The organism is Variovorax sp. RA8, assembly GCF_901827175.1.
GTDB lineage: Bacteria > Pseudomonadota > Gammaproteobacteria > Burkholderiales > Burkholderiaceae_C > Variovorax.
The window spans coordinates 61,513-83,472 of record NZ_LR594663.1; the positions used below are offsets into that span (position 1 = coordinate 61,513).

A 21,960-nucleotide genomic window follows, 5' to 3' on the forward strand; every position below is an offset into this window, starting at 1 on the left:
TCCCTGGATGGACATCGACCCAGGGGAGGTGCTCAGTACCATCAAATGCGGTGCGAAGGTCGGCATAGAGATGGCCGTCGTTGACATCGCGTCGGCAAATGCATGGTTCTGGAAGCGGCATGCAGCGTTCGACAAGGCTTATGGCAACGAGTGGCCTGCAGACCGCGTTGGACTACTTGCGATCGTATCGGCGGGGGAGGCGGGGGCCAGTTTCATTGACAAACTCGCGCGGGAAGACCGTGTGCCAAACGTAATAGAAAGCCTCACATACAAGTACGGAGAGATGTCGTTTTGCACACTAGCCAAAAGGTCGGGATCACCGTGAACTGGCTAAGCCGATGGGCAATCGACGATATCGCGGGCGCGTTGAAGACCATGGTGCGGCCGGTGTGTTCCGAGGCGCAGTTCAAAGCTTGTAGTGCCTTGATTGATGTTGTCGTTGCGGCTGTTGATGGCGATGCTGGATCGGAAGCGCTCGATGAAGATCGCCTTGAAGACGGCCCAGCGAGGATTTCCGTGCCTGCGTTGTCGTCGAAATTGCTATCACTCCTTGCACTTTCTGAAGGCGGATGAACGAAGAACTGGTTGGAGGGACTCGAAGCCGAGTTTGGCGATGCCGATGGGCCTGCATCGGCGTTGTTGGAGGAGTACTACGCAAAGGCCGATCTTCGTTCTCTGGCTCGGCCGTTGGAGAGTCTGCTTGTGCGACTGGCCGCTTTGGAGAACGGCTTTGAGCCCGCCACATCGCTTGGCTGCCGCGAGGGAATGGACGACGTCGATTTCTTTTCGTACGGGTCTGACTACGGCCTACGTTTCGTTTCAGTCGAGATGGGAAGAAATCGTCTCGACCACGTGATGGCGATGGCAGTTCTCTCGAAGTTCGCGGCAACCGTAAGGAGCGACCGCGGGCTGTTCTCCAAGGAAGCGTCCGAACCCTTGCAGGTGGTGTTGATTACTCGCTGACGGCCATATCCAGCATTGTGTTTCCAGCGATGTCGGTCGGGCGGTCGCCTGGCACGAAGGCGAGCTCCATTTCCCTTTCGCGCCGATCGTACCGGCGCGAGCGCTACGCCCGTCGAGGCTGGTTCAGGCGCGCTTGGGCGCGCAGACCCGGTGGTTCTTGCCGAGGAAGCGCTTCGAAGTCATCTCCGTGGGGAGCTTGAACATGCCGCACTTGAAGCACGACATCATGGATTCGGCGCGGGGCGTGTTGATGATCGAGCCGGAGGGCTTCTTCACGTAGCGCAGGCCGTCTTGGGAGAAAGTGGTGGGTTCTGACATTGGGGGCAGCATTTTACCCGCCAGACCAATTCTCCGCAGTGGCGTTATGTTGCGAGAAACAGAGGAACGCCCGGCCACCGGCGGGCCGGGGCGGCCGCTTAGGGCAAAGGCGAGCAAGGCCCCTGCGACCAATCCCACCACGAAGGGCAACGGAGACAACGTGGTGTAGTAGAGCCAGGCAAGATCGACAGATTGATCATCGACATCGCCCCGGCCAGGTGCCAGAGCGCTGGTTGATGCTGGTCATCGGGCGATCCCGAGGGCGGGTTCATGCCGATCAGGTAGGACTCAGTGCCGATGGGAGCATCGGTACCAGCATGGGATGAATGGCCTTCGTGCATGCGGACATTCTGACCTCGCGCCGCTCGCTTGCGCAAGGACACACGCCCCATTTCATGCGATGAACTCAGCGGAGGAGGGCGCGAAGACCACGGCAGGGCTGCAGGAGGAGAGTGCGGCGAATCGGTGGACGTGAAGGCGCGGCCAGCAATGCACTTGGATTGGCGGCCAGGGCGATATGTCGTGTGAATAGGTCTGGACGGAAACCGGGGTCATTGTGTAGCCCGGTGGAGGGCGGCTTGCGCCGTGCGCAGCTGGGACAATGCCGCCTTGAGTTTCAAGACCACCCTGTTTCAGGCGCTGGAGGCCGCCGCAACGGTTCATTGCAACGGGCACCAGGTCGTGAGCAAGATGCTGGACCAGGCACCGAAAGCGCTGCTGAAGCCCTACGTCGACTCGACAACGGCGCGACGCTGTACATCCACGATGCGGAGATCGTCATCGACGACGAAGGCCGCGCCTACAGCACCGCGTCAGAGTCAGATACGGAGCCGCTCGTCTGGAGCTTCCACGTAGTCCGCCCGCTTGCCGCGCACGACGTTCCCGCCATCGAGCGGCCGCCGCTCAACGTTGCGGAGGTGGTCGGCCGCCTCAAGGCAATGCGTTAGACATGCGCCACCGAGTTCACCGATCGTCACGATGACAAATGCTCTACTAATCATCCGCCGATCTGATCGAAAGAGGAGCTGCCGCGGACAGGGACATCGGATGTGATCGCCCATGGGCATGTTCCTTCGCTGGCGTGAGCCCACGGGCAGCATCAGTGAGGCGATCGCAGGATCTCAACAGGCCCGATCCCCGAGTACACCGTCTCGCCTGTCTTGAGTAGCACGACGGTCCACCGATCTCCCGGGGTGATCTTGTAGTCGCCGGGTTCAAACGCGAGCTCCATCGACTCATGCGCATCCGGGCCGAGCCATGAGGGCATGCGCAGCAGGGCAGGGGAGCGAGAGAACAGATCGATGGTGGACGTCATACACCGATCGTACCGGTGTGTCCGCCTGGGGGCATGAAATAGCCATGGACGCTCTCGCCGGCAAACCGGCTGCCGTTGGCGACCCATCCGTCACAATCCGCCAACCGCAGAAGGAGCGAGACCGTGGCGATGTCGCAGATGCGGCTGATCCAGTCCTTGGGCGAGGCAATGTCCTGGATCGAGCGGGAGATCTCCTGGGGAGTTGCCCCGACTGAGCTTCGGCACCTCTGCGGGCGCATCGGTGAGCTGTACGTCGCGATGATCACCAACGGGCAGATGGCCACGGAAGTGAACCAGCGCGGCTACGACCTTGTGAGCGCGATCAACGAACGGATCTCCGTCAAGACCACGGCGCAGAGCGGGCTTGATGGGCTCGTCTCGTTCAACCCAAATACGCTCGACCAGGTTGACCGGGTGTTTGTCCTGCGGATCAACACAGAGGAAATGCAGGTCGAGACCTTGCTGGACAAGCCGATTGCCGATGCGCGCCAGCTGATGAATGAAGATCGTGGGTCTGGCCGACTGAACATCCCGTTGCGACGCCTTGTGCCTAACCGCGGTGCGCCGCGGGAGACGTCACCCCTCGCTTCGGGGCATGCATCCGTGCGATGGACAGCGGGCACCGCGTCGCGTTGCTGATCGACACGCCTACGCCGGACACCATCTTCCGGGATCTGGAGCTCATGGTTCGCTCGGTCCAACAGGAAGGCGATCCTCGAGGAGATGTTGCGGGGCACTGTTACGGAGAGAGGCGAACTGGTCGTGCACGAGTCAGTGACGCCGAGGCTGTTGCACCCCAGACGGCGGCTATGGCGCGGTCTGCGATCCCGAGTCATTCGTCGCTGAGAGGAATTGGCAGCTCGCAACGCTGGAGCGACTTGCGAACGTTCTGCGAGTGCGATGAGCGTACCGAAAAACGAGAGGCTACATCGGGCGGCCAGCCACTTCCGGCCCATGAGCCGACGTTCGCTGGCGTCCTCCAGTTCCCCTCTCCTGTTCTAAGAGCTGGTCTGATGGAAGCGCGTGCGTACTGAGCTCCTACCGGGCAACAACCGGCCGCCAGAACCAGACATTGATCGCCGCACAATCGAGACGCTCGCCGCTTGGGTGAGTGCAAGCACCATCCACAGGCTCGCCGGCCGATAAGCAGCCGTCCATGCTCCTTTGCCGGCGGTTGCCTGGTCGCCGGTGCCGTCAGTGCTTTCCCGCAAGCTGCCGCGCAGTGTGGAGGCGCTGCGCTAGACTCGCGCCACGGTGAAAGAGACACACCAATCCATCATCCTGCAAGGCGATTTCGGCAGGTTGACGCTCAACATGACTGCCCGCAGTCTGGTCGAGCACGCCCACTCGGAATACAACTTCATCTTCAAGCTGGGCGGCGGCGATACCGGCTTTCGCGTTGGCGGCCACGAGTTGCAGCTGACGGACACGTGCGCCATCCTGGTCAACCCCTGGGAGCCGCACGCCAAGCTCCCGAGCACGGGCGAACCGACCCTGGCCCTGACGGTGCTGTTCACGCCGGCCTGGCTGGGCGCCACGCTGGGGCTTGCGAGGACTCCGCGCGCCAAGCTCTTTCCACAGCCGGGCGTGGCGCTGACCCCCGAGGTGCAGCAGCAGATGTCGCGCGTCGCGATCAGCATGACGGCTGGCTTCGAGCTGAGCGAGACGGATCGCGAGCCGCTGCTGCGCGACCTGGCCCGCGCGGTGGCCGGCGCCTACGCCGACGAAACGTTCTCGCGCCTGTCGCTGCTGGCGGAGCGGCCGATGGATGCGCGCGTGATACGGGCCGTCAGGTTGCTGCGGGACCTCGCGGCGGACAACCCCAGCCTTGACGACATCGCGGCGAGCGTCGGCCTGTCGCGTTCGCGCTTTTTCGAGCAGTTCAAGAACTGCGTCGGGGTCTCGCCCCAGCAGTACCTCGACTGGGAGCGGATGAAGATCGCCACCCGCAAGTTGGCCGATCCCGGCGCCAGCGTCGCCCAGGTCTCGGACGACCTTGGTTTTTCGGCGCCCAGCCATTTCGCCCGCTTCTTCTCGCAGCACATCGGCCTGCCGCCAAGCGATTTCAGGCGCGGCATGCTGGGCGGCGCTGGCGAGCCCGACGCGTGACTCAGTTGGCGTAGTTGCCGGTCTGCTCGACCACCGTGCGCCACTGCGCCGTCTCGCTGCGCATGCGTGCCAGAGTCTCAGCCGCTGATGCCTTGCCCGATGCCGGCACGACGCCCAGCGCCTCCAGCCTGGCGATCGTTTCGGGGGCCGTCAGCGCCGACGCCAGCTGCGCCGACAACATCTGCAACACGTCCGGCGGCGTCCCCGCCGGCGCGAACAGCCCGTACCACATACCGGCGTCGTAACCCGGCACAGTTTCGGCCACCGTCGCGACACCAGGCAACCGCGCCGAGCGGCGCGCGCTGGCCAGCGCGAGCGCGCGGATCTTGCCATCGCGGATCAGCGGCAGCATCTGCGGCAGCGGGCCGGCGGACAGGTCGATGCGCCCGCTGATCAGGTCCTGCATGGCGTCGCTCGGGCCCTTGTAGGTGACCATGGTCACGGCGGCGCCGGTGCGCACCTTGAACAGGTCCATCGTGAGGCTGGTGGTACTGCCGAAGTTGACGGCCTGCGGATGTGCCTTGGCATAAGCGACGAACTCCGGCAGGCTGGCGAACGGCGCGCGCGGCGAGGCTACGATGACGATATCGGAATCGCCCAGCTCGGCGACCGGCACGAAATCGCGCTCCAGGTTGTAGGGCAGGCGGCGATAGAACGCCGCATTGGCGGCCTGCACGCCGCTGAGGATGCCCAGCGTGTAGCCGTCGGGCGCGGCCTTGGCGAGTACGTCGGCGCCGATGTTGCCCGCGGCGCCGGTGCGGTTTTCCACCACCACCGGCTGCTTGAGCCGTGGCGCCAGTGCGTCGGCGACGGTACGCGCCAGCGTGTCCTGCGTGCCGCCGGCGGGGAACGGAACGATGATCCGCACCACGCGGGAGGGGAAGGTGTCGGCGTGGCCGGCCAGCGGCGTCGTGAGCGCCGCGATGGCGGCAAGGCCGCAGGCGGCGGAGCGGGAGAGGAAGCTGGAACGGCGCATCGAAAGGACTCCGGAGGTGGCAGGGGTCGGGCAGTCTAGGAAGTGGCGCCAGGAAGCCGCCAACCTTCCAGTGCGCTCACCTACCCGATCGTCCGGAAATTGCGCGCCCGACATTGTCGGACGATCCGGTAGGTCGCCGGAGCCCTGGGTTGCCGTGCATGGGCCGGCCGCGCCGACACTGCCCTGGCGGCGCGCCGATCCCGGCGCGCCTTCTACCGAACCAGAGGACGACAACCATGTTCCAGTACTTCCCCGGCAACTACACCTGGTCGCTCGCCGTGATGCGCGCCATGGCCAGCGGCGCCCAGCTGGGCGAGATCGACTGGGCCTGCAAGGACCTGCACGCCGCCGCCAGGGCCGTCCCGGGCGGCGACAACGAGGCCTGGCACCAGGCCTGGCTGCGGCTCGCGCAGCAGGTCGACGGCATCGCCACGGACGCCGCTGCCGCCGGAAACCGCGTCACGGCGGCCAACCACTTTCTGCGCGCCTCGCTCTATTACCAGTGGGCCGAGGCCTTCCTGCCGCCGGCCGACCCGCGCTGCGAGCCCGCTTTCGCCCGCCACCTGGACACCTTCTCGCTGGCGGCCGAACTGCACCGCGCGAAAATCGAGATCGTCGACATCCCGTTCGATGGCAAGACGCTCTACGCGTATTTCGTCCCCGCCGTGGCGCCAGCCGCGCGCAAGGCGCCGACCGTGGTGCTGTCCGACGGCCTGGACGGCACCAAGGAGGAGATGGTCTACGCCGCACTGGCGCTGGCCGAACGCGGGATGAACTGCCTGGCGATCGACCATCCCGGCCAGGGCGCAACGCTGCGGCTGGCCGGCCTGAAAGCGCGGCACGACTCGGAAGTGGCCTCCGCCGCGGCAATCGACTACCTGGGCACGCGCGCCGACGTCGACCCGCAACGCATCGGCATCTTCGCGGCCAGCATGGGCGGCTACTACGCGCCGCGCGCCGCAGCCTACGAGAAGCGGTTCAAGGCCTGCGTCGCCTGGGGTGCGGTCTATGACTACCGCCGGGTCTGGGCGCGCCGCTTCAAGGCCGTCGACGGCCAGGCGCTGGCGATCGACACCAAGGCGGCGCTGGGCACGACCAGCCAGCACATCCTTCACATCCTGGGCGTGCAGAGTTTCGACGAGGCGCTGCGCTACCTGGAGCCCTTCACCATGAAGGACGCCGCGCCGCTGATCGACTGCGACATCCTGCTGGTACACGGCGAGGACGACAAGCAGACGCCGGTGGAGGACATGGAAGAGCTCTACGCCGCGATCGGCACCCCGAACAAGGAAAAGCGCATCTACACCCATGCCGAAGGCGGCGCCGCCCACGTCCAGCTCGATCGGCCCGACCCGGCCCTGAGCCTGATCTGCGACTGGCTGGCCCGCAAGCTGTAAGAGCAGCACGCGATCCAAGGAGACAACAAAGATGGACACATCCCGGAGAAACACACTCAGCATGATGATGGTGGGCACGGCCCTGGCCGCCGGCTGGCAGCCACCTGCGAGTGCGGACAGCTGGCCGGCCAGACCGCTGCACGTGCTGGTGCCCTACACCGCCGGTGGTGGCACCGACCAGCTGACCCGGCTGGTCGCCGAGCAGATGGCGACACGTCTCCAGCAGCCGGTGGTGGTGGACAACAAGCCGGGCGCCAACGGCGTCATTGCGACCGAGCAGGCAACCAAGTCGGCGCCCGACGGCTATACGCTGCTGGTGGGCGTGCCTTCCACCATAGCAATCAACCCGCACCTGTACAAGCTGAACTACGACGGACTGCGGGATGTGCAGGCGCTGGCGCAGATTGCCATCGCGCACTTTGTGCTGGTGACAGCGAGCGGCTCAGGCATCGCGAGCCTGCGGGACCTGCTGGCTGCAGCCCGGGCCAACCCGGGCAAGTACAGCTACGCCTCCTACGGCAACGGCTCGGCGCCGCACCTGGCCGGCGTGATGCTCAAGAGCCTGGGCGGCGCAGAGCTGACGCACATTCCCTACAAGGGCGCCACCCAGGCGCTGCCGGACGTGATCTCGGGCCGGGTCTCCTGCATGTTCGACGTGGTGACCAACGTGCTGCCGCACATCCGATCCGGCCGCCTGCGCGCCCTCGCCGCCGCCGGCCACCATGCGCCGCCGCAACTGCCGGGTCTGGCGACGGTGCAAAGCGCCATCCCGAAGTTCGCGGTCGAAGGCTGGGTGGGGTTGTTCATCCCGGCCGGCATTCCGGCAGCCGTCGCGCGCCGGCTCGAAGACGAAGCCGTCGCCGCCGCGCGCACGCCGCAGCTGCGACAAAGGTTGGTGGACGCCGGCTTCGAAGTGACGGGCCTGGGCGCCGAGGCGTTCGGCCGCATCGTGCGAAGCGACTATGTGAACTACGCCAGGGCCGTGCAGGCCGCGGGCCTGACCAACGAATGAAGGAACTGCCATGCTCGTGATCGATGTGCCAACCACTGGCGGGGCTGAAGCGCTCACCGCGTTCGACCGGCCGGTGCCCTCCCCGCGTGACGGCGAAGTGCTGATCCAGGTCGAGGCAGCGGGCGTCAATCGCCCCGACCTGATGCAGCGCGCCGGCATCTATCCCATGCCGCCCGGCGCGCCCACGGTGCCTGGGCTGGAAGTCGCCGGGCGCGTCGCCGCGGTCGGCGCCGGCGTTAGCGGCTGGAAGGTCGGCGACAAGGTCTGCGCCATCCTGATCGGCGGCGGCTATGCCGACTACTGTCTTGCGCCGCAGGGCCAGTGCATGGCGATTCCCGCGGGCCTGTCCAGCGTGGAAGCCGCCAGCCTACCCGAGGCCGCCTTCACCGCCTGGAGTGCGCTGCTCGAGCGCGGCCAGTTGCGGGCCGGCGAGTGGCTGCTGGTGCATGGCGGCACCAGCGGCGTCGGTTCGCTTGCGATCCAGTGGGCCAAGCAGCTGGGCGCGCGGGTGATCACCACTGCCGGCAGCGACGAGAAATGCCGCTATGCATTGAGCCTGGGGGCCGACGAAGCGATCAACTACCGCACCGCGGTCTTCGAGGACGTGGTGCTGGACAAGACGGGCGGCCGCGGCGTCGACTTGATCCTGGACATGGTGGGAGGTCCCTACTTCCCGCGCAACCTGGCCTGTCTTGCAAACGATGGCCGCGTGGTTTATATCGCACACCCGCTGGGCCGGGAACTGGCGGTGGACATCGGCAAGGTGATGCTCAAGCGGGCCCACATCACCGGCACCACGCTGCGCCACCGCACGCTCGAGCAGAAGGACATGATCGCCCGCGAACTCGAGGCGACGCTCTGGCCGGCGCTGGCGGCAGGCAAGGTGCGGCCCGTGGTCAACCGCGTGTTCCGCCTCGCGGACGCCGCGGACGCGCACCGCTATCTCGAGCAGGGCGACAACATGGGCAAGATCGTCCTCACAACGGAAGGGGCATGATGGCTGCTGACAACGCGCCGGCGATCGGCCACGAGGTGATCGGCGATGGTCCCGGCAACGTGCTGGTGCTGCACGGCTGGTTTGGCGACCATGGCATCTGGGCGCCCACGTATCCGTTCCTCGACCGCGCACGGTTTTCCTACGCCTTCATGGACGTGCGCGGCTACGGCGATTCACGCGCGCTCGCCGGCGAGTACACGATGGCGGAGATTGCAGCCGACGCCCTGGCCCTGGCCGACGGCTTGGGGTGGGAGCGCTTCAGCGTGGTCGGCCATTCGATGGGCGGCATGGCGGCGCAGCGGCTAGCCGTCGCCGCGCCAACGCGCGTCACCGCGCTGGTGGGCGTCACGCCGGTCCCGGCCAGCGGCGTGCCGTTTCCGCCGGAGATCCGCGCGCTGTTCCAGGCTGCGCGCAGCGACGACCAGGCCGCGCTAGCGGTGATCGATGCATCGCTCGGCCACGGCCTGGTGCCGGCGGTTGGCCGGCATGTGCTGGCCCACGCCCGGCGCACCGCTACTGCGGCCGCCTTCTCGGCCTACCTCGACGCCTTCTCGCGGACCGAATTCTCAGCGCAGGCCAGGGGCCTGTCCATACAGATGCTGGTGCTGGTCGGCGCGAACGATGGCGGGGTGAGCGAGGAATTCGTGCGCGCCACATTCCCGGCCCTGTACCCCCAGGCACGCATCGAGGTGCTGGGCAACGCCGGCCATTACCCGATGATCGAAGTGCCACTCCGGCTCGTCACCGCGATCGAAACCTTCCTAGGAACCCACGCATGAAGCTTTCCAGCCTGAAGACCGGCGGCCGCGACGGCACGCTGGTGGTCGTCTCCCGCGACCTCGCCCGCGCCGTCCGCGTGCCGCACATCGCAACCACGCTGCAGCAGGCGATCGAAGACTGGGGCCGCAGCGCTGCGCTGCTCGCCGCCGTGTTCGATCGACTGCAGGCCGGACGCTGCGAAGAGGCATTCGATCTTGACGTCGCGCAGCTGGCGAGTCCGCTGCCGCGGGCCTTCCAGTTCCTCGACGGCTCGGTCTACCTGCACCACATGGAAAAGGCCCGCAAGGCTCGCGGCGCGGCCATGCCACCCAACCACACGACCGATCCGGTGATGTACCAGGGGCTGTCAGATGCGTTCCGAGGGCCGCGCGAGCCGATGTGCTTTCCCGACGAGGGCCTGGACATCGACTACGAGGCCGAGATCGCCGTCGTGACCGACGACGTCCCGATGGGCACGCCGGTCGATGGCGCCTCGGGCCACGTCAAGCTGGTGATGCTGCTGAACGACTACACGCTGCGCGCGCTGACCAAGAGCGAGCTGCCCAAGGGCTTCGGCTTCCTTCAGGCCAAGCCGACCAGCGCGTTCTCACCGGTGGCGGTCACGCCCGATGAACTGGGAAGCGCGTGGGACGGCGCGAAGTTCCACCTCACCGTGACCTCCAGCGTCAACGACCGGCCAATGGGCCGGCCCGATGCCGGCAAGGACATGTTCTTCACCTACCCGCAGCTCATTGCACATGCCGCGGCGACACGGGACCTGGCGGCCGGCACCATCATCGGCGCCGGCTCGATCTCCAACCAGGACGAGGATGCGGGCTTCGGCTGCATCGCCGAAGCCCGCATCCACGAAGAGATCGCGCACGGCAAGGCCCGCACGCCGTGGCTGCGCTTCGGCGACAGCGTCCGGATCGAAGCCTTCGACGCCGCCGGCGCGAGCATCTTCGGCGCCATCGACCAGCGCATCGAGCGCGCGCCGGCCCCATGACCCACCAGGACAAACCAATGCTTTGCAAGAAACTCCACCACGCGGCCTTCCGCTGCGTCGACGCCGAGGAAACGGTCCGCTTCTACACGCAGATGCTGGGGCTGAAGTTCAGCCACGCCATGGGTGAGGACCACGTGCCGTCCACCGGCCAGTACAGCCCGCATCTGCACATCTTCTTCGAGATGGAGGACGGCAGTTCAATCGCGTTCTTCGAATGCCCGCGAGATCCGGGCAACATGCGCGACCTGGAGTCGCCCGCCTGGATCCAGCACTTCGCCTTCGAGGTGGAGAGCATGGACGTCCTGCTGCGGTCCAGGGACGAGTTGCAGGCCAATGGGATCGACGTGATTGGCCCGACCAACCACGACGATTTCATCACGTCGATCTATTTCCACGACCCGTCCGGCCACCGGCTGGAGCTCACCGTGCGCACCTGCGGGCCCGAGCGCCTGATGACGTTCGAGCAGGAGGCGCCGGCCGTGCTGGCCCTGTGGAGCAGGACCCACGACTGGTCGCAGCGCAAGAGCCTGTTCGGAGGCGAGACCGGCTACACCCGCAAGGAATGAAACGTCGGCCCCTTTTTCTTTGATACTCCGCCGCTCGCATGTTGCTGTCCAGTACGGGTACTGCGGAGCGCGCCGAAGCGGCGGCGTGGATAGCGGGTTCAGCAGCCCCCGACCGCTTCCTCAGAGATCGCAACTCAGGCCCTTGCGGCCGCACCGGCGGCAAGGGATGTACAGGCAACGGTCGAACTACACCATCACTTTCCAATCCCGCATGACATCTAGGTCTCTGCAGCGATAGCGGCGACACGCCATGGCGGCCGCACCAAGTCCGCGCCACGCGCGTGGTCGCGGACCCCTCCGACATCACCGATCTGTGCCACCCGCGCAGACGCCCCGTCAGGGTGCAGGCGGACCGGGCAATCGCGACATCAGGCGTTTGCATTTCCCGCTGGAAATCGTGCGTGCGCTGGTACGCGGCCTATCCGCTGAGCCTGCGGCACTTGGAGGAGATGATGGCGGAGCGCGGCGTCCTCGTCAGTTCCCATCCTACGGGGGGCGCCTTCGTTCGTGCCCGACGAGCCGTCGTCATCTGTTGGATCGGTGGTAGGGGCCGGTTCCGGATAGGCGGACCTGTAGCCTCCAACACGAAGCCGCCACGCCGTCCGAAGGGATGTATTGCGTGCCGGCGATGCGGACGCGTGTCGTCTTACGTGTGGCACTCAATTGATCGTCGGGCAAGATGCCACGCATCAGCGATGCATGAACCTCTCGCAGGCCGTCCAGCCCGGATTCGACGATGTTCTGCGCGTCCGTGAGGATGATCGTGGGGGCGTCCCGAAGATTCACAAGCATTTGCGCATCCAGGAAGCTCTTGCCACCGGCAGTCCGACCCATCTTCAGGAGAGTGATCGTGTCTGCTCGGGAATAGGTGTTCCCTTCGATCTGAGCCGACGTGTAGGCGAAGTCGATCGCCGATTCTTCCTTCCGCCTTGGATTTCTCAGCAGCGAACGGAGGGGGTTGGCTTGAGCACAGCGACTCAGCTCCTGCAACTCCTCGTCACGGAAGACGTCTATGTTCGCAAGGCCCGAGGGGAGATAACCGTGGTCATTCGCTTTCAGTTTATAGGGCTGGATACACGCAGGATCGTGAGAGCGCGCTCATTTCGTTGATCTCTTGGGACGCGCCGGAGAGGTGGCTTGGCGATCTCCGCCGCGCGGGCCTTCTGCTCTTTGGCGAGATTCGCAGCAGCTTAGCGCGCGGCCACCCGCTCACGGTCGACGTCAGCCAGTAGCCGGCGCTCGTGGGCAACATGGCGCTGCTCGGCTTCCCTCGCGTCACGCTGCGCCGCGCCCAGTTCCATTGCCGCCTTCTAGCGCAGGGCTTCCTTGCTGCCCACTGCTTCGTCGAACGCCTTGCGCAGGCGCCGCACCTCGGCTTCGAAGTCGCTTAGAAGGTGAGCGGATGCCTGCTGCTGCGTGTGCATCGAGGAGAGGGCGCCGGTCGCCTTGCTTGGGATAGAAGCCTGAAGGATGGCGCGCTTCGTTTCAAGCCCGCGATCGGCTTTAGCCCATCAATGCGGGGTGGCCCCGCGGAGGCGATCAAACACAGGTCCAACGCCGGCTCGACCATTGGTCATTCCGAGGGCTTCTTGCCTCGCGCCGCCCGGCCGGCTGGAGCTTCCCCGGCAGTCTCAGGCTCTGCCCGTCTCTCAGCCTGTCCCGCCTCGAGTCGGCGCAACTCGGCCACTGTCGTCGCCCGCTCGTCGCGCAATCGGGCAATTTCGCGCTCGGCCTGCTCTTCCTGGCGCCGCAGCCGATCGCCAAGACCTTTGCGCGCTGCTCTGCCCCGGCGGCCCGCTCGCGAAGGGTCGCAAGCTCTACTCGCATCTCCTGCTGCTCTTTCGACCAGGCGGCCGCCGCCTCGCGGTGCGCGGCCTTCTCTGCCTGGAGGGCCTGCTTTGCCGCCGCATGGGCGGAACGTGCTGCCTCGTGATCGGCCGCCCGGGCTTTCTGCTCCTTTGTGAGATCCGCGGCGGCTTGGCGCGCGGCCACCCGCTCACGGTCGACGTCGGCCAGCAGCCGGCGCTCGTGCGCCACGTGGCGCTGCTCGGCTTCCTTCGCATCACGCTGCGCAGCGGCCAGTTCTATGGCTGCCTTCTCGCGCAGGGCTTCCTTGCTGGCCACGGTCTCGTCGAACGCCTTGCGCAGGCGCCGCACCTCGGCTTCGGAGTCGCTGAGAAGGCGAGCCGATTCTTGCTGCTGCGTGTGCATCTGGGCTTCGATCGCAGCGACTGCCTGCCGGGAGGACGCCAGTGCCTCGTCGACCGCCACGCGGGCCTGCTCGAAGGATGCCTCGCGCTGGGCGAGATCCGATTCATTCCGGGCGAGCGCCTCTCGCTGCACTCGTTCTCGCGTCTAGCTGCCTCGGTCTTTTGGACCTGCACCTGGTTGGCCTCGCGGCGGGCGGTCTCCCAGAAGAGCTTGGCAGCCTGGACGATGCCAAGGGGCTGAGGAGCGTGGTGCGTGACGACGACCGTTGGCCCGTCGAAAGGTTCGGCCAGCTTGTCGGCGAGCCACTTTCGCTCACTGAGGTGAAGAGTGGCCGTGTCCTCCGGAGCCAGGCGGCGCTTCTCTCGCTTGACGGCGCCACGACGGCTTACGGGCTCACCCAATCGGATGCGCCTGTAGTCATTCATGCTCGACCGTGCGGCCTCCATCGCACGAGGAACGTCGCTCACGGTGCCCTCGTCGGTCTCGATGGCCAGCGCAAAGTCGGTCCAGAGCGTAGATCCGAGGAACCGGACACCCTGCAGCACGACTTCGCGGGAGTTCAGCGCATGGACGTTGCCAGAGGCGGCACGGTGCATGTCCCCGAGCGTCGTTTCCATCACGCCGCCGTAGAACTCATGGTTGCCGGGCACGAAGACGATGGGCGTCTGCTCACCGAAGTTGCTGGGCCGCTGTGCCCAGCGAAGCGCTTTGGCCGCCGTCGCCGCGATGTCCCCGGCCAGGATCACGGCGTCGACCTCGACCTCTGGCACGCGGAAGGTGCCGAACTCGAGGTGCAGGTCTGAGAGGACGAGGAGCTTCATTTCGCTACCAGCTTACGGGAGCCGCCCGTGATCGCGCTAGGGCAGCGGCGCCCGGAGCCTTGGGAAGGGGAGGGGTAGCATTCGGGTGATCCCGTCCTTCGAAGCCTACAGTTGTCATCGTTCAAGACCCAGGCGCTGCTACGGCGCGTCGCCGCCACGTCAGGCCCGGAGCGTTCGTTCTGGAAGGCCGTCGGCGCGCTGGCGCAGGAGCCCAGAGCAAACTGGGGCCTTGATCTCCATTCGGGACGGCAGCCTTTGGCGACCGATGCATTCGTCTACCTGGTCGACACGGGCAATCTTTGGGTCGCGGCCGCGGCGATCTTGCCGGCGCAGCTGGCGTCACTGAGGGACGAGGTCGATGAAGCCCGCAGCACCGCTTTGCGCGCCCTCGCTGCAGCGGCCATGGCCCGAGCCAGCCAGGCGGCTCAGCCGAAGGCGGGATCGATGGCGTTGCCGGAGACGTTGCAGGCGTTCGCTGCAGGCCTGCGCGCGATCGCCGCGGCCGAGCAGTCACCGGAGCTCGACAACCACCATTGGATCCTGCTGCTGTACCGTCTGATCGACGGCGAGGTGCTCGCTGGGTTTGGCCACATCGATGACCCGGTCCCCGGCATGCTCGAACGCGAGATGCTGGTCGAGTACGTGGGGACTATGGTCGAGATGGATGTCGCCTCGGATGGCACCATCATCAATGCGGCTGTGAGACAGGCACGGGGGGTGCAGTTGGCGCCCGCCCTGCGTCACCTCGCCGCGGGCGGCTTCTAGCATGGAGGATCTCCGCGCTCTGACCCGCCGCTTCCCCCGGGCGGGCCGCGTCGATTCCATTCATCTCCGTCCCTCCCGGCGCGCTCCGACAATTTCGGTGGGCCAAGTCATGGCCCTCGTCGATCAAGGGCTCGAAGGAGACCACAGCTCCAGCGGCCGCGCTGGTGGCCGCCGGCAGATCACTCTGATCCAAGCCGAGCATCTGCCGGTCGTGGCCGCGCTTGCGGAACTGCCTCAGCTGGACCCGGCCTTGCTTCGACGCAACTTGGTGATTTCGGGTCTGAACTTGACGGCAGCACGTTCCCTCTTTCGGGATCAGCCTCTCGAAGTGGCGATTGGGGACGAGATCCGCCTGGAGATCACTGGACCTTGCGAGCCGTGTTCTCGGATGGAGGAGGTGCTCGGGCCGGGCGGCTACAACCTGATGCGAGGGCATGGAGGGTTTACGGCGCGGGTGCTACAAGGCGGAACGTTGCGCGTCGGCGACCAAGTGATCTGCCGGCTTGCTGCTGAGCCGTGAGTTCGGGTCGAGGGCGGCTTAGCGCGCCGAAGACGACACGTACCGGACACCGTTGCGCCGCCAGCCTTCACAACCTTTAGCAATGGAATAGGAGCCGCCCATGGCGATGTCGCAGATGCAGCTGATCCAGTCGTTGGGCGAGGCAAGTCCCGGTTCGAGCGGGAGATCTCCTGGGGAGTTGCCCCGAGGACAAGAAAGCTCTGTCCTCCGGCGATTCAGGGCGAAAAGGAGGGCACGGGAGGTCCGTAGAGCCGTGCTCTGTCTAGTCGACCACATTTCACGTCTCCCGGGAGCACGAACGAACAGCCGCTCCGGAGAAATCTGTACAGCCGGTTAGGGCCGAGGCTGTGTAGAAACGCGCAGCGTTGTCACGCCGGGCGGTTCGTCTACCGAGTTCACCCAGTGTTCTGGTGCGTCAGAACCCGTATTCCAGGCCTCGTGACGTCCGTTGTGTACGCGCACGAAGACACACCGGGGCTCATGCCCCCGCCAGCCGCATCGCCTTCATCGTTCTGGCAATACCCAGCACACTCATCACCCGCTTCAGGTTGTAAGCCAACACGTGAAGACTCATCTCGGTGCCGACGTGCTCCATGGTCTTCATCAAGAAATGCGTCGAACCCATCCAGTACTTCAGCGTTCCGAACACATGTTCGATGGTGGATCGTCGAAGTGTCATCGCATCGAGCTTGCGATCCAGCCGTCGTTGAACGCGTTCCAGCACTTCCTCATGTTCCCAGCGACGAATGCGGCGGTAGTCGCCAGTTGTGCATTTTCATCGCGCAGCGTGGGCACGCACTGGTCCAGTAAACGCCAGCCTTGAGACCGCTCTTCTCAAGCGTGCTGTACCGATAGATTGCCCGCTCCCCTGCTGGGCACTGGTACTCGTCAGCGCTGGCGATATAGATGAAGTCGGTCTTGTCGAAGCGCCCCTCAGCCTTGGCATTCGATGTCATCGGCTTGGGCACGAAGGTCGTGATGCCGGCGTCCTCGCAGGCCTTGAGTTCCGTGCCGCTGAAGTAGCCACGGTCGGCGAACGCCTGCACCTTGCTCCTGCCCATCGCTTCGCGCGCGGCCAGCGCCATCTTGCTTAGCTGGGCTCGGTCATTGCCGACGTTCGTCACTTCGTGCGCAACGATCAGGTGGTGCTTGCGGTCCACAGCTGTCTGGACGTTGTAGCCCACTAAGCCTGTGCTCTTGCCTTGCTGGAGCATCGAGCGGGCGTCGGGATCCGTCAGCGAGCGCTGTTGGCCCGGTTCGCTCTTCAGCTGCTCCTTGGTCTCGTCCAGTTGCCGCATTTGCTCGCGCAGTTTGCTGATCTTCTCCTGCAGCCGTTCTGCCTTTGCTCCCAACTCGGCAGGTTGCGTCCGGTCCGCCGTCTCCAAGGCATCCAGGTAGCGCTGAATGCTTTGCTCGATCTGTTCCTTGCGCGCGTCGATCTTCCCAGGCGAGAAGTTTCGGTCTCGACTGTTCACCGCCTTGAACTTGCTACCGTCGATGGCCACGACGCCTTGGGAGAAGAGCTTGAGCTGGCGGCACAGAACGATGAAGCGTCGGCAAACGTTGCGGATCCCAGCGCCATTGCTGCGCCTGAAGTCGGCAATGGTCTTGAAGTCCGGTGCGAGCCGGCCTGTAAGCCACATCAGTTCGACGTTGCGTTGCGCTTCACGCTCCAGGCGTCGGCTGGACTGGATGCGGTTGAGGTATCCGTAGATGTAGAGCTTGAGAAGCACCGCCGGGTGGTAGGACGGGCGTCCGGTCGTTGCGGGATCTGCACCGTCGAAGCCGAGTGTTTGCAGATCCAATTCGTTCACGAAGGCATCGACGATGCGCACCGGGTTGTCTTCACCAACATAGTCATCGAGACACTCTGGCATCAGCGTGACCTGCTGTCGGTCCGCGCCTTCGATGAATCGCTTCATGGGCCACCTCGCTCAAAACGGGTTGACTCAATATAGACGACGGATCGACGTTTTCACACAGCCTCGGCCCATAGCGGCTGTACGCGACCGCTCCAAAGCGGCCGTTCAGGCTGGAGGTGCGAATGTGCGGAAAGCGACCCCTGGTCAACCCCTCGACTCCAAGCTGCTTCAACATGAGCGCGCTACTTCATGCCTGAGACACCCTTCTTCTGTAGTGGCCGTTGACGAGCCATCTGAGCCCTACTGGCTCTGGCGTAAGCGAAGGCCTCCTCGCGGCGAACATCACGTAACCCGCGCCGCAATGCGCCGATAGGCTTCGCCGAGATCGGCTGCCGCGCGCCGGACCTGCGGGAGATAGGCCAAACATCGATCAAGGCTGAGTCGCGCCATGGGAGCGTGGACGGCCACCGCTCCCATGACGCTGCCGTTCAAGCCATAGACTGGCACGGCGAGCGAGATGAGGCCTGCCAGATAGCCTTCATCGTCGGTCGACACCCGCGACCTGCGGATCTTCTGGAGTTCGGCCTCCAGCTTCGTCGGGTCCGTAATCGTCTTTGGTGTGAAGCGCGGAATGGGCGCAGCAGTCAACAGGCGCCTGCGCTGCAGGGCGGGCATCTGGCTGAGGTACAGCTTGCCGCTGGAGGTGCAGAACAGGGGCGTCACGGAACCCGGCTGCAGATGAAGCCTCAGCGGCCATTCCGACTCTACCCGGTCGACGTAAAGCACGGCGCCGTTGTGAAAGGTCGTGAAGTTGCAGGTCTCGCCGATCTGCGAGACAAGCGTGCGCAAGATTGCGTGACGCGTCGCCCGGAACGAACCGTTGGACATCAGGTTCAGCGATATCGCATTGAGGCGCGGGCCGGTCGAGAAGCCGGCGCCTTTGGGCTCTCTGAGCAGAACGCCGGCCTCGCACAACTCGTCGAGCAGCCGGTAAGCCGTCGCTTTCGACATGCCGGTCGACGCGATGATCGTGTTCAACCCCAGGGGGAGCGGCGACTTCGCTATCGCTTCGATCACGTCCAGCGCACGCAGGCTGCCGCCGCTCATGAGACGGCCTTCCGATAAGTGGCATCGACCGCAAGCGTATGGGAAGGACCCGAAGTTCTCATTTTTGAGACCTCTATATCGAGATTACCGAGAAACCCTAGCATTCATCTTCGTTGTCGACAACTACATTGAATTGGCCAGAGCGCTGCTGCTACCGGCGGCATCCCACCCACCATCCATTCGTTCAATGCGCATGACTGTCGAGATCCACCACCTTCTCTTTGACAACCTTCCTCCTGTTTCGCGTGGACAGGGCATCGTCAACTATCCGATCGCCACCAAGAAGCAGGGCGCGGTGAACATCCACTCGGGCATCACCCGCTTGCCGGCCGGCGGCGTCGTGCCTGCGCACTCCCACAATGCAGAGGAGCAGGTGACAGTCCTGGAGGGCCGCCTGAGAATCGTGCTGAACGGCGTTCCGCACGATTGCGGTCCTTACGACTCCACCTTCATCTCGGCCGGCGTGGTGCACGAGTTCAGCGCCATTGGCGAAGAACCGGCGGTCGCCATGGTGATCTACGGAAGTGCGAACGTGAACCGGACCTTCGCCGAAACAGGCGAGACGGTCGTTCTCGGCTCAGATGCGGACAAGTTCCCGCCTGACCCAGCACGGCTGGGCTGAAGATCTGCCATGAATCGCAGCGAAGAATCTCGCTCGCGCAGTCACTCGCGGCAACGTCGCGAGGGCGGCCTCTACAGCTACCTGGCCACACCCTTCGATGCCGCGGGCAATCTGTGCGTCGACGTGCTTGCGGACTACACGGCAGCCGTCATGCGAACGGGAGTGGCTGGCGTCACCTGCGTCGCCAGTACCTGCGAAGGTCCTTACCTCAGCGATGCGGAGCGGTTCAGGGTGATGGACGTGGTGGGCAAGACAGTGGCAGGGCGCATTGGCCTGAACATCGGCATCGGCGCCTTGTCGACGCGCCAGGCAATCGACCACGCCAAGCGCGCACAGGACGCCGGCGCAACAAGCCTCATGCTGGAGATGCAGCAGTACTACCCGGTGAGCTTCGAGGCTGCGAGGAAGCACTACGAGGCTGTCGCGGCGGCAGTGCCTGTGCCCATCCGCCTGTACAACCTGCCGCTGCCTACGCGATTTGATTTCATGCCCGGGACAATCGCCGCCATGGAGGACATCGCCGCCATCACCTCGGTGAAAGAAGCCTCGGGCGATGTCACGCGGCTGCGGGACATCCGGGCGCTCTGCGGTGATCGTTTCCGGCTGTTCTGCGGTTTTCACTTCCAGGTCTTGGATGGCTATCGGATGGGCGCGGATGGCTGGGAAGTGATGACGCATCCGCTCATCGCGCCACGATTGGTCAGCCTGGTTGATCTGCTTGAAACCGACCCTTGGTCCGCGGAGGCATCCGCCGAGTACGAAACTCTGCTGCCCCTGTTCCTTTTTTTCAAGGCGTACGGCGTGCCGCAGGCGATCAAGGCGCTCTCAGAATGGAGCGATATCGACCTGGGCCCGCCCCGCGCGCCATACGCTGCCCTGTTGCCGGCGCAGAAGACACGGCTGCGCACGATTCTCGAGACGCTGGGGCTGCTCCACTAGCCGCGCCGTGCCCACAGGTTCATCACGTTTGAAGGAGTCAAGAATGATTGCTGGATCCATGTCCCGAGGGACCTTTCTCCGGCGGACGGTTTCGATCGGAGCGGCATTCGTCGCCTGCCCGATGCTCACGATGCCGGCCAGGGCGGCAGCGCCGGCCCACCGCCTCGTCTTCGGCCATACCTTCGGTTCCTCGACGAAGGGCTACGTCGCGACCGGCCTGGACTCCTTCAAGGAGCTCGCGGAGAAGTACTCGGGCGGCAAGCTGCTGGTCGACATTCACGAGGCAGGAAGCCTGGGCCCGCAGACCGTCCTTCCGCAGAAAGTCGTCGGCGGCTCCATCCAGGGTTGCCAGGTCTCGACCCAGAACTTCGCGCGGTTCTCGGAAGTCTTCGAGATCCTCGATCTTCCGTGCCTGTTCGACTCGAACGATCAGTTCGAGCGGACGATCGAGAAGGATGAGTTCATGAACACGGAGTTCGTCACGCGGCCGGCAAAGCAGGGATTCCAGGTCGTGCCAGGAATGTGGGCGAACACCGGTTTCCGCGTCTTCGGTGTCAGCAGGAAGCTGGGCCGCACCGTGCGGCTCCCCGGTGACCTCAAGGGCATGAAGGTGCGAACCAACGGCACGCGCGCCGAAGAGGTGATGTTTCGATTGACGACGGCCAATCCCGTATCCGTCGCCTGGGGCGAGGCATACCAGGCGCTGGCGCAGGGTGCTGTCGATGCGCTGAGCGTCGGCGTGGGGCCGATCACGGCAACGAAGATCCACGAAGCACTTGGCGCAGCGACCTTCTATGACTTGAACTTCAATGCGCACATCACGGTCCTGAACAAGAAGTGGTTCGACGCACTGCCGACGGATGTCAAGGACGCGATCTTCCGGGCGGGACGCGAAAGCTGGGAGCTCCAGAAGCAGGAGCAGCGCAAGGCCGACGACGCGATGATGCGGCTGTGGAAGGAGCGCGGCATCGACGTCGTGATGCTGACGCCGGACGAAAGGGCGGCGTGGAAGGCCGGCGTCGGACATGAACGCAAGGATTACGCCGGTCTCAAACAGGCCCTCGGTCAGGCAGCGCTCGAGCAACTTCTCCGCCTCAAGCCGGCCGCGGCGTAGCACTCGCGATGAACACCACACCTCAAACAGGCATCGGCGGCGCCGCAATGCCCCGGGCAACTGATTCGACAGGGCCGAAGATCCTGCCGCGGTCCGACGCGTCGCTCGTCGAATGGATCATCGTCGGAAGCTACGCCTACTTCTTCCTGATCATCTTCTTGGAAGTCGTCATGCGGTACTTGGTCAGCTACTCGACCACTTGGGGAGAGATGACTGCGCGCTACACGCACGTCTACTTCGCCTACCTGGCCGCGGCGGAGGCCATCCGCCACGACAGCCATATCCGGGTCGACTACTTTCCGACGCGCCTGCGGGGTCGGGCCAGGCTGGCCCTCGAGACGTATATCGATGCGCTGTGCGTCATCGTGGCGGCGGCGGTCTGCTACTACTCGTTCGAAGTCGTCGCGACGCAAGTTTCCGCGGGCTTCAAGATGCAGGCGCTGCCGCTGAACATGGCCTTTGCTACCGCGGCGATTCCCATCGGCTGGGGCCTGATGATCATCCGGCTCGCACAGCGAATGGCGCGTCGATACAGGCGCGGCGGCATGCAGGTAGGAATCCGGGAGGGCGAATGATGTCGT

General features: G+C 65.0%; 25 protein-coding genes and 3 pseudogenes. 20 read left to right on the plus strand and 8 right to left on the minus strand.

The window, feature by feature from the left end; all coding sequences use genetic code 11:
• The first annotated feature begins 7 nt into the window (after nucleotides 1-7).
• The 3 genes from E5P3_RS31260 to E5P3_RS31270 are packed head-to-tail and all read left to right on the plus strand — an operon-like array spanning nucleotide 8 to nucleotide 963.
• Nucleotides 8-325, plus strand: a complete 318-nt coding sequence (locus tag E5P3_RS31260) for a hypothetical protein (protein WP_162590001.1) — start codon at nucleotides 8-10, stop codon at nucleotides 323-325.
• On the plus strand, nucleotides 322-573 hold the full coding sequence (locus E5P3_RS31265; RefSeq protein WP_162590002.1) for a hypothetical protein: 252 nt from the start codon (nucleotides 322-324) through the stop codon (nucleotides 571-573). Before E5P3_RS31260 ends, E5P3_RS31265 begins: the two co-directional genes overlap by 4 nt.
• A 12-nt stretch (nucleotides 574-585) precedes the next feature.
• Nucleotides 586-963 carry a hypothetical protein gene (locus E5P3_RS31270; RefSeq protein ID WP_162590003.1) on the plus strand — a complete coding sequence of 126 codons (378 nt, stop codon included), beginning with the start codon at nucleotides 586-588 and terminating at the stop codon, nucleotides 961-963.
• Nucleotides 964-1,086: 123 nt separating this feature from the next.
• Here E5P3_RS31270 and E5P3_RS31275 read toward each other — a convergent pair whose 3' ends face one another.
• Entirely contained in the window at nucleotides 1,087-1,281 is a 195-nt protein-coding gene (locus tag E5P3_RS31275) for a hypothetical protein (protein WP_162590004.1), read from the minus strand.
• 578 nt (nucleotides 1,282-1,859) lie between these two features.
• On the opposite strand from E5P3_RS31275, the gene E5P3_RS31280 reads away from it, so the two are divergent.
• Complete coding sequence (locus E5P3_RS31280) at nucleotides 1,860-2,228, plus strand: hypothetical protein (protein ID WP_162590005.1); 369 nt, start codon at nucleotides 1,860-1,862, stop codon at nucleotides 2,226-2,228.
• A 152-nt stretch (nucleotides 2,229-2,380) separates the two neighbouring features.
• Here the strand turns inward: E5P3_RS31280 and E5P3_RS31285 are convergent, their stop codons facing one another.
• Nucleotides 2,381-2,596, minus strand: coding sequence for a hypothetical protein (locus E5P3_RS31285; protein WP_162590006.1), 216 nt, complete (start codon nucleotides 2,594-2,596; stop codon nucleotides 2,381-2,383).
• A gap of 129 nt (nucleotides 2,597-2,725) precedes the next feature.
• Here E5P3_RS31285 and E5P3_RS31290 point away from each other — a divergent pair, with 129 nt between their 5' ends.
• Nucleotides 2,726-3,235, plus strand: a complete 510-nt coding sequence (locus E5P3_RS31290; protein ID WP_443083304.1) for a DUF6998 domain-containing protein — start codon at nucleotides 2,726-2,728, stop codon at nucleotides 3,233-3,235.
• A gap of 675 nt (nucleotides 3,236-3,910) precedes the next feature.
• Nucleotides 3,911-4,705 (plus strand): helix-turn-helix domain-containing protein, encoded by a 795-nt coding sequence (locus tag E5P3_RS31295; protein ID WP_162590008.1) that lies wholly within the window; start codon nucleotides 3,911-3,913, stop codon nucleotides 4,703-4,705.
• A 1-nt stretch (nucleotide 4,706) separates the two neighbouring features.
• Here E5P3_RS31295 and E5P3_RS31300 read toward each other — a convergent pair whose 3' ends face one another.
• The gene (locus tag E5P3_RS31300) at nucleotides 4,707-5,681 is read right to left on the minus strand and encodes a Bug family tripartite tricarboxylate transporter substrate binding protein (protein WP_162590009.1); all 975 of its coding nucleotides are present in this window, start codon (nucleotides 5,679-5,681) and stop codon (nucleotides 4,707-4,709) included.
• A gap of 236 nt (nucleotides 5,682-5,917) precedes the next feature.
• Between E5P3_RS31300 and E5P3_RS31305 the strand changes: the two genes are divergently transcribed.
• From E5P3_RS31305 to E5P3_RS35950, 7 genes and pseudogenes are all read left to right on the plus strand, one after another.
• On the plus strand, nucleotides 5,918-7,078 hold the full coding sequence (locus E5P3_RS31305; protein WP_162590010.1) for an alpha/beta hydrolase family protein: 1,161 nt from the start codon (nucleotides 5,918-5,920) through the stop codon (nucleotides 7,076-7,078).
• A 31-nt stretch (nucleotides 7,079-7,109) separates the two neighbouring features.
• The gene (locus E5P3_RS31310) at nucleotides 7,110-8,090 is read left to right on the plus strand and encodes a Bug family tripartite tricarboxylate transporter substrate binding protein (RefSeq protein ID WP_162590011.1); all 981 of its coding nucleotides are present in this window, start codon (nucleotides 7,110-7,112) and stop codon (nucleotides 8,088-8,090) included.
• A 10-nt stretch (nucleotides 8,091-8,100) separates the two neighbouring features.
• Nucleotides 8,101-9,087 (plus strand): NAD(P)H-quinone oxidoreductase, encoded by a 987-nt coding sequence (locus E5P3_RS31315; protein ID WP_162590012.1) that lies wholly within the window; start codon nucleotides 8,101-8,103, stop codon nucleotides 9,085-9,087.
• Nucleotides 9,084-9,866, plus strand: a complete 783-nt coding sequence (locus tag E5P3_RS31320) for an alpha/beta fold hydrolase (RefSeq protein WP_232073548.1) — start codon at nucleotides 9,084-9,086, stop codon at nucleotides 9,864-9,866. Before E5P3_RS31315 ends, E5P3_RS31320 begins: the two co-directional genes overlap by 4 nt.
• On the plus strand, nucleotides 9,863-10,852 hold the full coding sequence (locus tag E5P3_RS31325; RefSeq protein ID WP_162590013.1) for a fumarylacetoacetate hydrolase family protein: 990 nt from the start codon (nucleotides 9,863-9,865) through the stop codon (nucleotides 10,850-10,852). The genes E5P3_RS31320 and E5P3_RS31325 overlap by 4 nt, the downstream gene beginning before the upstream one ends.
• A gap of 17 nt (nucleotides 10,853-10,869) precedes the next feature.
• On the plus strand, nucleotides 10,870-11,418 hold the full coding sequence (locus tag E5P3_RS31330) for a VOC family protein (protein WP_162590014.1): 549 nt from the start codon (nucleotides 10,870-10,872) through the stop codon (nucleotides 11,416-11,418).
• 367 nt (nucleotides 11,419-11,785) lie between these two features.
• Nucleotides 11,786-11,894 (plus strand): annotated as a pseudogene (locus E5P3_RS35950) (IS6 family transposase); the annotation flags it as partial.
• Between the two features lie 49 nt (nucleotides 11,895-11,943).
• Here the strand turns inward: E5P3_RS35950 and E5P3_RS31340 are convergent.
• Complete coding sequence (locus tag E5P3_RS31340) at nucleotides 11,944-12,408, minus strand: hypothetical protein (RefSeq protein ID WP_162589956.1); 465 nt, start codon at nucleotides 12,406-12,408, stop codon at nucleotides 11,944-11,946.
• A 260-nt stretch (nucleotides 12,409-12,668) separates the two neighbouring features.
• Here E5P3_RS31340 and E5P3_RS31345 point away from each other — a divergent pair, with 260 nt between their 5' ends.
• Nucleotides 12,669-12,809 (plus strand): hypothetical protein, encoded by a 141-nt coding sequence (locus E5P3_RS31345; protein WP_162590015.1) that lies wholly within the window; start codon nucleotides 12,669-12,671, stop codon nucleotides 12,807-12,809.
• Nucleotides 12,810-12,957: 148 nt separating this feature from the next.
• On the opposite strand, the gene E5P3_RS31350 is transcribed toward E5P3_RS31345, so the two are convergent.
• Together E5P3_RS31350 and E5P3_RS35955 are read right to left on the minus strand one after the other, a co-directional pair.
• A complete protein-coding gene (locus tag E5P3_RS31350) occupies nucleotides 12,958-13,689 on the minus strand; it encodes a hypothetical protein (RefSeq protein ID WP_232073615.1) in 732 nt (243 codons plus the stop codon).
• A 236-nt stretch (nucleotides 13,690-13,925) separates the two neighbouring features.
• Nucleotides 13,926-14,450: pseudogene (locus E5P3_RS35955) on the minus strand (metallophosphoesterase); the annotation flags it as partial.
• A 111-nt stretch (nucleotides 14,451-14,561) separates the two neighbouring features.
• Between E5P3_RS35955 and E5P3_RS31360 the strand changes: the two are divergent.
• Nucleotides 14,562-15,215, plus strand: a complete 654-nt coding sequence (locus E5P3_RS31360) for a hypothetical protein (RefSeq protein ID WP_162590018.1) — start codon at nucleotides 14,562-14,564, stop codon at nucleotides 15,213-15,215.
• Between the two features lie 109 nt (nucleotides 15,216-15,324).
• Nucleotides 15,325-15,735: an MOSC domain-containing protein gene (locus E5P3_RS31365; RefSeq protein WP_332107411.1), complete on the plus strand. Its 411-nt coding sequence runs from the start codon at nucleotides 15,325-15,327 to the stop codon at nucleotides 15,733-15,735.
• Between the two features lie 478 nt (nucleotides 15,736-16,213).
• Here the strand turns inward: E5P3_RS31365 and E5P3_RS31370 are convergent.
• A pseudogene (locus tag E5P3_RS31370) lies at nucleotides 16,214-17,657 on the minus strand (IS1182 family transposase).
• 282 nt (nucleotides 17,658-17,939) lie between these two features.
• Nucleotides 17,940-18,704 (minus strand): IclR family transcriptional regulator, encoded by a 765-nt coding sequence (locus E5P3_RS31375; RefSeq protein ID WP_162590020.1) that lies wholly within the window; start codon nucleotides 18,702-18,704, stop codon nucleotides 17,940-17,942.
• A gap of 193 nt (nucleotides 18,705-18,897) precedes the next feature.
• Here E5P3_RS31375 and E5P3_RS31380 point away from each other — a divergent pair, with 193 nt between their 5' ends.
• Genes E5P3_RS31380 through E5P3_RS31395 form a run of 4 tightly spaced genes read left to right on the plus strand, consistent with a single transcriptional unit; the run spans nucleotide 18,898 to nucleotide 21,954 of the window.
• Nucleotides 18,898-19,326, plus strand: a complete 429-nt coding sequence (locus E5P3_RS31380) for a cupin domain-containing protein (protein ID WP_162590021.1) — start codon at nucleotides 18,898-18,900, stop codon at nucleotides 19,324-19,326.
• 9 nt (nucleotides 19,327-19,335) lie between these two features.
• A complete protein-coding gene (locus tag E5P3_RS31385; RefSeq protein WP_162590022.1) occupies nucleotides 19,336-20,265 on the plus strand; it encodes a dihydrodipicolinate synthase family protein in 930 nt (309 codons plus the stop codon).
• Nucleotides 20,266-20,308: 43 nt separating this feature from the next.
• On the plus strand, nucleotides 20,309-21,379 hold the full coding sequence (locus E5P3_RS31390) for a TRAP transporter substrate-binding protein (RefSeq protein ID WP_162590023.1): 1,071 nt from the start codon (nucleotides 20,309-20,311) through the stop codon (nucleotides 21,377-21,379).
• Between the two features lie 8 nt (nucleotides 21,380-21,387).
• On the plus strand, nucleotides 21,388-21,954 hold the full coding sequence (locus tag E5P3_RS31395) for a TRAP transporter small permease (protein WP_162590024.1): 567 nt from the start codon (nucleotides 21,388-21,390) through the stop codon (nucleotides 21,952-21,954).
• Nucleotides 21,955-21,960 lie beyond the last annotated feature (6 nt).

Excerpts from the sequence above, each read along its gene's own strand:
- E5P3_RS31325 (WP_162590013.1), top strand. The coding sequence starts at position 9,863 with ATGAAGCTTTCCAGCCTGAAGACCGGCGGCCGCGACGGCACGCTGGTG.
- E5P3_RS31315 (WP_162590012.1), top strand. The coding sequence starts at position 8,101 with ATGCTCGTGATCGATGTGCCAACCACTGGCGGGGCTGAAGCGCTCACC.
- E5P3_RS31300 (WP_162590009.1), bottom strand. The coding sequence starts at position 5,681 with ATGCGCCGTTCCAGCTTCCTCTCCCGCTCCGCCGCCTGCGGCCTTGCC.
- E5P3_RS31310 (WP_162590011.1), top strand. The coding sequence starts at position 7,110 with ATGGACACATCCCGGAGAAACACACTCAGCATGATGATGGTGGGCACG.
- E5P3_RS31345 (WP_162590015.1), top strand. The coding sequence starts at position 12,669 with ATGGCGCTGCTCGGCTTCCCTCGCGTCACGCTGCGCCGCGCCCAGTTC.
- E5P3_RS31320 (WP_232073548.1), top strand. The coding sequence starts at position 9,084 with ATGATGGCTGCTGACAACGCGCCGGCGATCGGCCACGAGGTGATCGGC.
- E5P3_RS31365 (WP_332107411.1), top strand. The coding sequence starts at position 15,325 with ATGGCCCTCGTCGATCAAGGGCTCGAAGGAGACCACAGCTCCAGCGGC.
- E5P3_RS31285 (WP_162590006.1), bottom strand. The coding sequence starts at position 2,596 with ATGACGTCCACCATCGATCTGTTCTCTCGCTCCCCTGCCCTGCTGCGC.
- E5P3_RS31395 (WP_162590024.1), top strand. The coding sequence starts at position 21,388 with ATGAACACCACACCTCAAACAGGCATCGGCGGCGCCGCAATGCCCCGG.
- E5P3_RS31260 (WP_162590001.1), top strand. The coding sequence starts at position 8 with ATGGACATCGACCCAGGGGAGGTGCTCAGTACCATCAAATGCGGTGCG.
- E5P3_RS31390 (WP_162590023.1), top strand. The coding sequence starts at position 20,309 with ATGATTGCTGGATCCATGTCCCGAGGGACCTTTCTCCGGCGGACGGTT.
- E5P3_RS31385 (WP_162590022.1), top strand. The coding sequence starts at position 19,336 with ATGAATCGCAGCGAAGAATCTCGCTCGCGCAGTCACTCGCGGCAACGT.
- E5P3_RS31380 (WP_162590021.1), top strand. The coding sequence starts at position 18,898 with ATGACTGTCGAGATCCACCACCTTCTCTTTGACAACCTTCCTCCTGTT.
- E5P3_RS31305 (WP_162590010.1), top strand. The coding sequence starts at position 5,918 with ATGTTCCAGTACTTCCCCGGCAACTACACCTGGTCGCTCGCCGTGATG.
- E5P3_RS31295 (WP_162590008.1), top strand. The coding sequence starts at position 3,911 with ATGACTGCCCGCAGTCTGGTCGAGCACGCCCACTCGGAATACAACTTC.
- E5P3_RS31290 (WP_443083304.1), top strand. The coding sequence starts at position 2,726 with ATGTCGCAGATGCGGCTGATCCAGTCCTTGGGCGAGGCAATGTCCTGG.
- E5P3_RS31330 (WP_162590014.1), top strand. The coding sequence starts at position 10,870 with ATGCTTTGCAAGAAACTCCACCACGCGGCCTTCCGCTGCGTCGACGCC.
- E5P3_RS31275 (WP_162590004.1), bottom strand. The coding sequence starts at position 1,281 with ATGTCAGAACCCACCACTTTCTCCCAAGACGGCCTGCGCTACGTGAAG.
- E5P3_RS31375 (WP_162590020.1), bottom strand. The coding sequence starts at position 18,704 with ATGAGCGGCGGCAGCCTGCGTGCGCTGGACGTGATCGAAGCGATAGCG.